Origin of the sequence: Colwellia asteriadis (genome assembly GCF_039523295.1) — a bacterium.
Lineage (GTDB): Bacteria > Pseudomonadota > Gammaproteobacteria > Enterobacterales > Alteromonadaceae > Colwellia > Colwellia asteriadis.
Genome location: NZ_BAAAFA010000016.1, coordinates 1 through 12,133 on the forward strand (window position 1 = coordinate 1; position 12,133 = coordinate 12,133).

Consider the following 12,133-nt stretch of genomic DNA (forward strand, 5'->3'; position numbering starts at 1 on the left):
CAAGTGTGGTCTGTAATGCTTGTTCAATATTCACAAAAAAAATCCGTAGTTAGTTTCCTAACTACGGATTTTGCATGATCGTTTGGATCGGTCAACCGATCATTCTCTTAACTGATCGGCATTGAGCATAAATGCTCCTTTTTGTATATACAACATCTAGTTATAGTGTTGTATAGCTTGTATTGCCTGCTTTAGTTTATATTAGAAACTATAAACTAAAGTTACAGATGTTTCTGTGTTTGTATTTTCATATTCAGCGTCTATTTCAGTATCGTAATCAACACGTAAAGCAAATTTAAACTGTAATGAGTCCATTAACTTTGCAGTTAATGATGTTTCAGATTTGTAAATACTGTTTTTGTCAGACTCAAATGCTTGTTTAGCCACAAGGTACTGTTTAAATTCAACAAATTCGTTAAGTTGATTTGTGTAAAGTGCTTGAGCTTGAATAATTGCATTGGTATCACTTGTTTCTGCAACATACGCAGGAGTACCACTTGCACCTTTTGAGCGGTGAACGTCGTGTGTTACACCAGGGCCGATATCAGCAAAAAATGAACTGGTTTCTGTTTTGTACCATTTGCGACCCCAACCAACAGACAATGAACTTTGACTGACAAAACCACTAAACTTGTCTTGTTGGTAAGCAAGGCTACCGTAAAGGTAGTTTTTACCGTCTTGCTCTAGTGAGTAGTTAGTTTGTGCGGTTAAATCCCACTTATTATCTGTACTAACAAATTCTTTTTCGCCATCGTCATTTTCTTCTTCAAGTTTTTTAGCGATAGCGTTAATGGCGAATACGTTTAACCATTGGTCTTGTTCGTGTTTAAGGTTAAAGCCAGCTTTAAGGTCGCCGCTTTTAGTGTTACCAGATTTGAATAAAAAGCCTAATTCAGCAGACATAGTTAAAGCTGGTTTTTCTGGGGCTTCTTCAGCCATAGCAAACTGTGTGCTTAATGGTAAAAGGCACAGTGCCGCTAATGTTAATTTAGTGTTCATGATCATCCTTAAATAGGCTAGAAAATGTGTAGGGTGTAATTTTTGGGGGATCCTAACAAATTTTCATCAAAAGATTAATGTAATTTTAAAAAAGATAACCAATAGTATTTATTTTTATCAATGCTATCGAATACGCCTAAGGCATAGTAGCAGCTATAACATTATAGAAATAAACAGGCTAGCAATTAAGCTAACCTGAACTCGGGTTACTTATGTAGCAGGAACCACAATAACTTCGCCTTCGCTTAAACCTGATATTATCGATACTCGCTTATTATTCACTTCCCCAATACGTACAAAACGGCGTTGTGGTTGGTTATCAATGACTACCCGAACAAAACTTAATTGACCGACATGATGAACGGCATTTTGTGGGATTAAATTTTTAGTGACACGACCTGCGGGTATTAATAGTTTCGCATACATTCCTGGTAGCATTGTATCTTGATATGGAAGGCTAACTTTAATTAAAAAAGTTCTAGAGCCGGTATTTGCTGCAGGCACAATTTCTTCAATTTGACCGGTTAAGGTTTTATCAACGACAGGTAATATAACCTTAATAGATTGACCAACAATAAGCTTAACCGCTAATTGTTCACGTACCTGTGCTTCAACTCTTAATGATAATGGATTGTATAATGAGAGCAACTTGTTACCTGGTTGTGCGGTGTTCCCTGGCTCTGCAAAGCGATCAACCACCTTGCCATTGATAGGTGCCCGTAATGTGGTATAGCTTAGAGTTGTTTTTGCTTGCTGTAAGTTTTGTTGTGCTGCGGTTAATTGAGCAATGCTACTTTGGTAATCCGCTTTGCTCTTATCTAGTTCAAAGGTTGAAATCATTTCTTTAGTAAAAAGCTCTTTGGCGCGTTGAAAGTTTTGCTTAATTTCAGTATTTCGCGCTTTTGTGGCATTAACTTGTTCTTGAGCTTCAATAACTTGCGATGCCAAGTCATTGCTCTCTAAAGTAATGAGTACATCGCCTTGTTTTATTTTGTCGCCTGAGCGTACATGAATTTCATCAATGCGTGCTAACAAGCGTGAAGAAATAATAGTCGCTTGCTTTGCGGTAATGCTCGCTGGTACCGCTTCAAAAGTCTCGACTGAAGATGACTTTACTGGCATTGTTTTTATAACTACCGTTGGGTTAATAGGCATAACTTCTGGCGCTATTTTGTGGCTAAAAGCACCAGCGAGCCATGCAACGGTTAAGGCTAATAGCGCAATAGCTAAAATGGGCAGTAGCCATTGTTTAAAGTGTTTTTGAGTAGCTTTTAATTTTGTATTCATGATGGCACCTTAACCTGTTTTGCTGCTGTGCTATTTGATGTTGAGTTAATAGTGGGTGAATTAGCTTTATTTTTTTTATTGTTTGGTTCAAAAACTAAAGAATAAGCAATTGGCACAACAAGTAATGTAAATACAGTAGATGAAATAATGCCAAAAATAATAGCAATGGCTAAACCACTAAAAACAGGGTCTAAGGTTATGACTAAATTACCAAGTAGTGTGGTGCCTGCGGTTAACAAAACTGGGCGCATACGAACAGCACCAGCTTGTATAAGAGACTCTTTAATCGTTGCCCCAGCTTGTTGAGCTTGGCTAATAAATTCAATTAAAATTAACGAGTTTCTTACTACGATACCTGCCAAGGCAATCATGCCTATCATGGCAGTAGCAGTAAAAAGTACTGGCTCAGGTGCACCAGCAATGGTGCGCTCTCCAAACTGATTAAGCAGGAAGAAACCCGGCATAATACCAATGACGGTTAACGGGATCGCCGACATAATAATACCGGATAAAGCGGCGGAGCCGGTTTGAACTCTCAATACCACGTAAATGGCGAGCAAAGCAAAAACAAAAGCAAGCCCCATATCTCTAAATACTTTGATAGTAATACGCCATTCACCTTCACCGCTCCACACCAATGAAATATTTTCTGGCAAGCTCCATAAGTCACCGCCGCCATTATTTAAAAAGCTTCGGTTTTGCCATGAGCTTTGTTCGTTATCATTGGTATGGATCACTTGTTCGTTATAGCTAGCTGAACTCGTTCTTTCACTAACTAAGTTAGAGGCTAAGTCCGCATGTGAGTCTGCAGATAAATCAGCAGAAACGTCAGCAATCACTTCCCCAGGTGTTCTTCCTGAGATATCAGCGGTTACGTAAACAACTGGTTTAAGGTCTTTATGAAAAATAGGCTTGTCACTATAGCGCTCAACAAATTCTCCTAGCTCACCCAAGGCAACAAATGAACGAGGAGCTATTTCAATTCCTTGTGGAGTGTTTTCTTGCACTATACCTGCTTGTCCTTTAATGGATAGGCGGTTTAAGTCGGCTAAGGTTTCGCGTTCACTTAATGCTAATCGAACCTTAATAGCAAGCGGGGAGGCTTCGTTATCAATATGCATAAAGCCAGCAACTTGCCCTTGATTAGCAACATCGAGTACTTGATTAATATTATCGGTTGATACGCCTGAAAGTGCTGCTTTGGTTTTGTCAGTGATAAAGCGCAATTGTGGTTGTTCGTCGCCAACCGTTGAGTCAACCTCAACGACAAAAGGCTCACGCTTTAAGCGCTGCTCAACTAAAGTCGCAGCATTTTGTAGTTCATGATATTGAGTTAAGTCATCACCATAAAGCTCAGCCACTAAGGTACTCATTACCGGCGGCCCTGGCGGTACTTCAACGACTTTAATTACCGCGTTATGTTCAAGTTTCAGCGCATCAGCTAGCGGTGCCAAATGCTCTCGTAGTCTAAGTACTATGGCATGAGATTGGTGCTCGCGTTTTTCTTTATCTACTAAAATAATACGTAAATCGGCTAAGTAAGGGGCATGGCGCTGATAATATTGGCGTACCATGCCGTTAAAATCGATAGGTGAGGGCAAGCCAATATAGCTTGCTATAGCGGTCACTTCAGGCAACTGTTGAACTTTAGCGCTGACGAGCTTTGCCATGGCGGCTGTTTGTTCTAACGAAGCGCTTTCGGGCATATCTATCATAATTTGCACTTCGTTTTTATTATCAAAAGGCAGTAACTTTAGCGGTACCCAGCGCATTACAGGTAACATGGCGGTGATTAAAAAAATCACTAATACGGCGATTAAGGTTAACTTTCCTTTGCGTGGGCTGTCTAATAATGGTGTGAGTATTTTTCGATAAAACTGATGAAACTTCGGCTCAGCAACGGCTTGATTAAGTGGCTGATTATCTTGTTGATTATCTTGTTGATTATCTTGTTGATCATCTTGCGGATTGTTTTGCTGGGCTTTGCTAGGTGTCGCTTTTATAAATTTACTGGCTAACCAAGGCGTGACTAAAAAAGCAACGAGTGTAGAGCTAATAACACTTAGCGGAACATTAAAAGCCATTGGTGCCATGTAAGGCCCCATCATGCCGGTAATAAAAGCTAGCGGTAAAAAGGCGAGTACTATGGTCAGTGTTGACATTAGTAGCGGTACACGAATTTCACTAATAGCGCCAACAATTTTATCTTGTACGCTACCCGTATTTTTCTTTAAGTAACGCTCAATATTATCAACACCAGTAATGGGGTCATCAACGAGTAAACCGAGTGATAAAATCAGTGCGAATAGGGTTACACGGTTTATGGTGTAGCCAAATAGTAAGTCGAGCGACAAGGTAATACCATAGCAAATAGGCACAGCTAAACCGACGACTAAGGCGGATCGCCAGCCTAAGAAAATACCGATAAAAATAATCACGGTAAATACTGCAAACGCTAAACTTGTGGTTAAGTTATTTACTTTTTCATTGGCTGTTTGTCCGTAATCTCTAAGAACTTCTACTTTGACATGCTCAGGAAAGAAGCTTTGCTGCATTAAGGCAACTTTGTTGTGCACAGCATTAGCCACTGTTACAGCATTACTGCCGCGCTGTTTGGCAACACTAATAGTAACCATAGGTAAATTATCGTTAGCAACTTGCCCATTGTTATTATTTACAGAGTGTTTAGGTGTAAGGTCTAACCAAGAATAGGTAGTTTGTTCTGCAGGTCCATCAATAATAGTGGCAATGTCTTTTAGTAAAATAACGCTACCGTCGATTACGCTGACAGGCATCTGTTTTAATTGCTCAATATCTCGAAACACATCACCGCTTTGTAGTTCGATTGATTGCCGCTTTAAAACAATATTACCGTGTGATGCTAAGGTGTTCGAAGCTTTAATCGCACTAAAAATATCAGTGATAGCTACTTGTCTTGCGCTCATTTGTTCAGGAAGTAAATTGATTTGAATTTCGCGTTCACGACCACCAATAATTTTCACTTCACTGGTATTGTCGATTGCTTGTAATGAGGTTGATACCTCTTGTGCTAATCGCTTTAAACCAAAGTCATCAATGAGTTTTTCGTTAGTACTGTAAAGACCTAGCATGACAATAGGAACGTTATCAACTTCTACAGGGCTAACGCGCCAATCAGCGACAATGCTAGGAATTAAGTGAGTATTGGAATGGAGCTTATTGTAAGTGTTTAATAAAGCCTGCTCTCGATTTTCACCAACATGAAAGCGTAAGGTTACCCAAGATTGACCAGTATGGCTAACAGAGTATACATGCTCAACCCCAATAACTTGCGAAAGTAACTTTTCAAGTGGTGTTGTCACTAATCGCTCGACTTGATTAGCACTAATATTAGGGGCGTTGACTATGATATCAATCATAGGGACAACAATTTGCGGCTCTTCTTCACGGGGCGTTAAATTAAGTGCTAACAAGCCGGAAATCATAGAAAGTATGATTATAAATAACGGTACTTTGCTCATGAGTACGCGCTGCATTATGGTCGAGGTAACACTCGACGTGAATTTTTTGTTTTCCATAGGTTTCACTAAAGCCTTGTTAAATGAGGTGAAGCATAATTAACGTTAAGCACTGCAAAATTCAGCGTGCAATACCGCTAATAGCTTTTCAATTTTAGGGTTAGCTAGTCGGTAGTAAATGGTTTGTGATTCGCGTCTGGTAGTGACAATATTTGCTGATCGTAATTTTGCTAAATGTTGAGATAAGGCTGATTGTGATAAATCTACCTGTTGATTTAATTCACCTACAGTTAACTCTTGGTTGCTCAAAGTACACACTATCATCAGTCGGTAGTGGTTGGAGAGTTGCTTTAATATAGCGGCAACTTCTTGAGCGTTGGCGGCTAATTTGTCAGCTTGAATATTCATAACTTATATCTCTTGCGCTAAAGGAAAATACTTCTTTGATTTATCAGGTTAATACAAAGGGTCATGTTTTTTTCGCACACTTACGGGTGAAAAAGGTGTACTCAAGCGATCAGCTGCTTCTAACCTAACCAGATTTAAATTTAGTTTATAGTTGTTTTCTAAATTAGTAAAGGCTAATATATGTTATATTAGTTTTAGCTAATGTAATGTTATTTGAGGTCTTTGAGGTCTTTAAAGTAAGTGGCATTCGTTAATAAACCCAATTTACTGTGTCTAGCGACAGGTAATAAAAGACAAGGATGTCGCCGTATTAATATTTCCCTGAGCCATTAGGGGTAAGCAATCACTCGTAAAGAGACTGAGGAGAGTTATGATGACAATTGATGAAGCACTGCGATTAATCGCCGGTACTATGATTTTAATTTCACTATATTTAGCAGTAACACTGTCATTAAACTGGCTGTGGTTTACTGGTTTTATTGCGCTAAACCTTATTCAATCAGCGTTTACGCAGTGGTGCCCAATGATAACCTTGTTGAAAAAATTTGGTTTGAAGCAAAATCATTAAACCGTTAAACCAGGTAAAATAAACCAGTAAAATAAACCAGTAAAATAAGCTAGGTAAGATAAAATGGTGAGTTGTGAGAAAGTAACTCCCATAAAACGAACACTTTTTTTAAATAATATCAATCATAAGGAACTATGATGTTAACGACCATTCCTGAACTAGTTGCACAGATAAAACAATCAATTAATTTTACCAGCGCCAGCGATGCTCGCAAAGTTATAGACCAAGGAGACGCGGTCTTGATTGATGTTAGAGAGCCTGATGAGTTTGCACAGCGTAGTGCAGCAGGCGCCATTAATATCCCGCGCGGTTTAATTGAAATGAAAATGTTGCAATTATACCCTGACGCACAGCAGGCTATTTTTGTGCATTGCGCTACCGGTGCTAGAGCGTGTTTTGCTACCGAGCAATTACAGCGTTTAGGGTATAGCAATGTGGTGGCGATTACTTGTCCACTTGATGGCGTATGTGACGCCTGCCAGCCCTAAGCCTTAGCTTGAATAGCATAAAGTAAAAAGGCTAAACCGTATTACGTGGTTTAGCCTTTTTCAGTGTGCTATTAATTCAATCAGCAGAGTTTACAGCCACTGTGGAATAGTATCAGCGTTAATAACATCATCGTAGTTTGGTCTAGCTCTAACCACACTAAATTGCTCACCTTTTACCATGACTTCTGGTGCTAACATACGGGTATTGTAGGTAGACGACATTACAGAGCCATAGGCACCAGCACTCATAATGGCGACTAAATCCCCCGCCTTTGATTGATGAATTTGACGAGATTTCGCAAAAGTATCACCAGTTTCACAAACAGGGCCGACAATATCGTAAGTATTTAGTGATTTATCTTTTTGTGACACTGCGACAATGCCGTGATATGCGTCATACATACTCGGTCTTATCAAATCATTCATACCGGCATCAAGTATTAAAAACTCACGCTCTTCACCTTGTTTAACAAACACTACACTCGACACTAACACACCAGCATTACCTAATAATGAACGGCCCGGTTCAATAATTATTTTACAACCTAAGTGGTTTAATTGTGCTTTAACTATATTGGCATAATCTTGTTTACTCGGTAGTACTTCGTCTTGATAAGTGATCCCTAAACCACCACCGACATCAATTACGCTAATGTCATGGCCATCTGCTCTAAGGTCTGTCACTAAAGTTGCAATGCGTTGATAAGCTTCTTCAAACGGGGCTAGGTTGGTAAGTTGTGAGCCAATATGAACGTCAACCCCTTGCACTTTTATACCAGGTAACTCTGCGGCGCGGTTGTAGGCTATACGCGCTTTAGAAATAGGGACGCCAAATTTATTCTCGGCTTTACCTGTTGATATTTTTGCATGGGTTTGTGCGCACACGTCAGGATTAATACGAAAAGCAACCGCAGCGGTAATGTTTAATGCAGTAGCCACCTCACTAATTAACTCAAGCTCAGGCTCAGACTCAACGTTGAATTGCAAAATACCTTGGCGTAAAGCGTAGTGTATTTCTTCTGCGGTTTTCGCAACACCAGAATAAACAATTTTATTAGCAGGAATACCGGCGGCTATTGCGCGGCGTATTTCGCCCATTGACACCACATCAGCACCAGAGCCCATTTTAGCTAAGGTTGCTAATACGCCTTGGTTACTGTTCGCTTTTACAGCGTAGCAAATTAATGCATCTTGCTCACTAAACGCTTGTTGGTAATTAGTGTAATTTGTTTCTATTGCTGTTTGTGAATAACAATAAAATGGCGTAGCAACTTGTGCTGCTATATCAGCAATACTAACATTTTCAACAAACATCTCATGATTCACATGAGGAAAACTAAGTTGGGCTGTCATGTTTTTTTTCAATTATGGGGAGGAATTAATACATTCTATCGTAAAGTGTTATTGAATAAAAATGAACATTTTCATCTGTTTTATACGAAAACAATCACATCAATACACTGAGCTTTTATCTGAGTAGCTATTCATCATCGTAATGGTGACCTTAAAGGTGGTTAAGTTGTGAGAGTAAGGTTTACATAAGCTGAGTTCTATTTATGTAAACCTTTGAATAAAAATAATAGTTAGCTAAACCAGTTGAGCTAAGCCAGTTGAGCTAAGGCATGAGCGAGTTTTTCTTGTAACTCAGAATTAGTTAAGGTTTGTGTTTGACTATCAAAGTTATCAAAAAAGCTTGGGATTGATAACGAACCTTTGACCTCGGCAGCAAAAAATCCAGCTGAGCCTTTAGCTTGTGCTAAAACGGTAGCGGCACCGCCAGGCCCCGGAGATGTTGCTAGTAATACCATCGGCTTATGTTGAAATACTTTCATATCAATACGTGAAGTCCAATCAAACAAGTTTTTATAGGCTGCGGTATAAGTACCATTATGCTCAGCAAACGAAATAATAATAGCATCAGCTTCGCCCAATTTAGCGTAAAACGCCTGAGCTTGTGCCGGCTGTCCTAAAAGCTCTTCTTTGTCTTGGCTAAATAGTGGCATTTCATAATCATTAATATCTAGTATTTCAACATCAGCATTATGCTGTTGCGCTGCAATATTAGCGGCATAGCTGACTAATTGTTTATTAATTGATTTTGAACTGCTGCTGGCGGCAAAAGCGACTATTTTCATGATAAATTTCCTTAACGTTTATATAAGATAAACAAACAGCTGTTTGCTGTTTTGACTATAAAGCTAGTATATATTACTTATATAATGTAATTAATAACGTGAAAAGCATATAACTATTTCCATATGACTATTAATAGCGAAAAGCGATGAATAAAAACAATAGCCTACTTAATGGCAGTAATAGTAAGGCAACACAGCTATTTGATGGTGTTGTTATTTTTACTCAGGTGGTGAACAGTGGGAGTTTTGTAAGCGCTGCCACTGCAACGGGCCATTCTAACTCTTATATTAGTAAAGAAATCAATAAGCTGGAAAGTCGCTTGGGAGTTCGTTTGCTTAATAGAACAACACGTTCAATTAGCTTAACTCCTGAAGGGCGTGTGTACTTTGAGCAGTGTCAACAGCTTGTGCTAGATGCTCAAGGTGCTATGGCGACCTTAAATCAAAGTCAGCTTACACCTCACGGCACACTCAAAATAAGCTGTCCTATCTCATTTTCACAAGAGCATTTGCATAATATTATTTCAGATTATATGCGTTTATATCCAGAGGTTGATTTAGTACTTGATTTGAATGATCGCCAAGTAGACTTAATTCAAGATGGCTTTGATTTAGTGATCAGAGCAACAGATAAACTGGCTGAGTCAAGTTTAGTTTCTCGACGTATTTATCGCTGTAAAAGCTATACCGTAGCTAGTAAAGCTTATTTAGCTAAAGCAGGTTGGCCCACACGACCAGAGCAGCTTGTTGAGCATCAATGTATTTGTTATAGCAATTTAACAGCGCCAAACAGGTGGCACTACCAAAATAAAAGTGGTGATGACATATACGTTGATGTTCATTGTAAGTTACTTTGCAACAGTGCCAGTATGGAGCTAGCTATGGTATTAGCGGATAAAGGTATTTGTCGTTTGCCTGAATTTGCAATGGCGCAAGCGATGAAGAATAACGAGCTAGAAGTGTTATTTGAAGATTATCCTGCCCCTATTATCAATGTTTATGCTATTTACCCGAGCAGAAAGCACTTATCGCCTAAGGTGAGAAGCTTTATTGATTTATTAGTAAAAAATATGCCAAAGGGGGGGAAACTGAACTCGGCAAAATAAGTATCTTTATTAATCTGAGATCAGGTTGAATAACATAAGCGAAGCTCAGATAAACTTAGATCAGCCAAAATGAATTAAACTATTTTTCATCAGTGCCGTTGTCATCGGTGTTGCTATCAGTTGCATCGGTATTACTTTGATAATGTGCTGAAGCCCTTTTACAGTCTAATAACAGTGCTGAAAATTGAGGTAAGTCTCTGTCTACGCTCGTAGCGGGAATAAATAAATGGTAACCAAATGCAGCGTCGAGTGCTTGGCAGTGATAAAGAAAGGCTGCCAAGGGGCCAGAGATGGTGGTGCCATCACTGAGTTTATAAGGCTCAAAATGAAGAATACCTTGCTTAAGCGCCATCAGTTGATAGCGAATAGCAAAACTAATGAGTGGTTTTTGCTCGTGAATAAGGCGGTTCGCCATACGTGGCGATATTTGCGCTAGTAATTGCTCAATATTTACCAGTTTTATACCAATGTAGGGGAGTTGTATATGCTCCAATGCCACGGTTTCACTGACGATACTTATACGGTGGATTTGTTGCCAATGCAGTCGCCATTGACCATATCTGTGATGATAAGTGATGTGATCAGGAGTTAAACTAAAGCTAAACTGTGGCTCTAGTCGCTTGACAACTCCTGCAATAGTAATGACTAAGGAAGTTAAATAAGCGAACACCATCACCAGCTGAAATTGCCGCCAATACCATTGTGCGATGATTAATAGCACCATGAAAAGCGTTAAGCCAAGGACTATCAAAAATAAAGCGTGATGGTTTGCTTGTGCTTTTATTTTTATGATTGGAAGTGGCTCTGGCATCATTTTCCTACAGGGTTAACCATAGCGTTTAGTTCACTCAATTATTTATTTAAGGCCTATCAACAGTTAAGGCCTATCAACAGTTAAGGCCTATCAACAGTTAAGCCCTAGCAACAGTAATAGCTATAAGTATTTCGCTGCTTAGTGACCAGCGTTTGTTAGCGACAATGTTTTTTTAGCGCTTTTGATAGTTGAGCTTTTTCTTTATCAATTTGCTCTGATGTTAGGTAGTTTCGTTCGCCATTATCATCTAAGCGATAAGTTCTCCCATTTTGGTTATGCATAGCCAATTGGCGTTTTAGTTCTTTACATGTGTCTTCATTTTCTTGTTTTTTAAGTTTCTCTTGCTCTTTTTTTTCGGCTTTTTTCTTTTGCGCTAACTGGTAATCTTTTTGCCATTGGCTGTCTTTATTGTTTTCTACAGCAACACTATTATGGCTTTTTGGGGTAATTGTTTTTACTGTCGTTTTAGTGGCGTTTTCGGGGAATGGTCTGTCACTAAAATGTGTTTTACCGTTTTCATCTACCCAAGTATAAATCTCAGCATTAGCGTTGTGCATTATGCCGATACTTAAGCATAATAAAGTGGCAGGTAGTAGCGTAAGTTTTATCATTATGTTTAATCCCTTAAATACTTATCTATTAGGTACTTATTACCAGTAAAGTGTTAACCCAATGTTCTTAGATTGAGAACATAGTAAGTTAGTCTAAGGTTTTTTTAAAGCGCAATACGGAAAAAAGTAAGCCTATATAAGTAAATGCAGCTAAGTAGAGTATATCAAAACAGAGTATTAAAGCTCATATCCATTAAATGCGCATTGTGTAATATTACCT

At 38.9% G+C, this 12,133-nt stretch carries 11 protein-coding genes; 3 read left to right on the forward strand and 8 right to left on the reverse strand.

Annotated elements, in window-relative coordinates:
* Positions 1-201 precede the first annotated feature (201 nt).
* From ABD005_RS17535 to ABD005_RS17550, 4 genes are all read right to left on the reverse strand, one after another.
* A complete protein-coding gene (locus ABD005_RS17535; protein WP_343819026.1) occupies positions 202-999 on the reverse strand; it encodes a DUF481 domain-containing protein in 798 nt (265 codons plus the stop codon).
* A gap of 210 nt (positions 1,000-1,209) precedes the next feature.
* On the reverse strand, positions 1,210-2,286 hold the full coding sequence (locus ABD005_RS17540; RefSeq protein ID WP_343819028.1) for an efflux RND transporter periplasmic adaptor subunit: 1,077 nt from the start codon (positions 2,284-2,286) through the stop codon (positions 1,210-1,212).
* Positions 2,283-5,843, reverse strand: a complete 3,561-nt coding sequence (locus tag ABD005_RS17545) for an efflux RND transporter permease subunit (protein WP_425544916.1) — start codon at positions 5,841-5,843, stop codon at positions 2,283-2,285. The genes ABD005_RS17540 and ABD005_RS17545 overlap by 4 nt, the downstream gene beginning before the upstream one ends.
* 45 nt (positions 5,844-5,888) lie before the next feature.
* Positions 5,889-6,191, reverse strand: coding sequence for an ArsR/SmtB family transcription factor (locus tag ABD005_RS17550; RefSeq protein ID WP_215979330.1), 303 nt, complete (start codon positions 6,189-6,191; stop codon positions 5,889-5,891).
* A 373-nt stretch (positions 6,192-6,564) separates the two neighbouring features.
* Here ABD005_RS17550 and ABD005_RS17555 point away from each other — a divergent pair, with 373 nt between their 5' ends.
* Positions 6,565-6,759 carry a YgaP family membrane protein gene (locus ABD005_RS17555; RefSeq protein ID WP_215979380.1) on the forward strand — a complete coding sequence of 65 codons (195 nt, stop codon included), beginning with the start codon at positions 6,565-6,567 and terminating at the stop codon, positions 6,757-6,759.
* Positions 6,760-6,893: 134 nt separating this feature from the next.
* On the forward strand, positions 6,894-7,247 hold the full coding sequence (locus ABD005_RS17560; RefSeq protein ID WP_252738817.1) for a rhodanese-like domain-containing protein: 354 nt from the start codon (positions 6,894-6,896) through the stop codon (positions 7,245-7,247).
* 90 nt (positions 7,248-7,337) lie between these two features.
* Here the strand turns inward: ABD005_RS17560 and lysA are convergent, their stop codons facing one another.
* Both lysA and ABD005_RS17570 read right to left on the reverse strand, forming a co-directional pair.
* Positions 7,338-8,600, reverse strand: a complete 1,263-nt coding sequence (lysA, locus tag ABD005_RS17565; RefSeq protein WP_343819029.1) for a diaminopimelate decarboxylase — start codon at positions 8,598-8,600, stop codon at positions 7,338-7,340.
* A 248-nt stretch (positions 8,601-8,848) separates the two neighbouring features.
* A complete protein-coding gene (locus ABD005_RS17570) occupies positions 8,849-9,382 on the reverse strand; it encodes an NADPH-dependent FMN reductase (RefSeq protein WP_343819031.1) in 534 nt (177 codons plus the stop codon).
* Positions 9,383-9,528: 146 nt separating this feature from the next.
* Between ABD005_RS17570 and ABD005_RS17575 the strand changes: the two genes are divergently transcribed.
* On the forward strand, positions 9,529-10,488 hold the full coding sequence (locus ABD005_RS17575; protein ID WP_343819032.1) for a LysR family transcriptional regulator: 960 nt from the start codon (positions 9,529-9,531) through the stop codon (positions 10,486-10,488).
* Positions 10,489-10,567: 79 nt separating this feature from the next.
* Here ABD005_RS17575 and ABD005_RS17580 read toward each other — a convergent pair whose 3' ends face one another.
* Positions 10,568-11,299 carry a DUF2982 domain-containing protein gene (locus tag ABD005_RS17580; RefSeq protein WP_343819034.1) on the reverse strand — a complete coding sequence of 244 codons (732 nt, stop codon included), beginning with the start codon at positions 11,297-11,299 and terminating at the stop codon, positions 10,568-10,570.
* Between the two features lie 158 nt (positions 11,300-11,457).
* Positions 11,458-11,913, reverse strand: coding sequence for a DUF4124 domain-containing protein (locus ABD005_RS17585; RefSeq protein WP_343819036.1), 456 nt, complete (start codon positions 11,911-11,913; stop codon positions 11,458-11,460).
* Positions 11,914-12,133 lie beyond the last annotated feature (220 nt).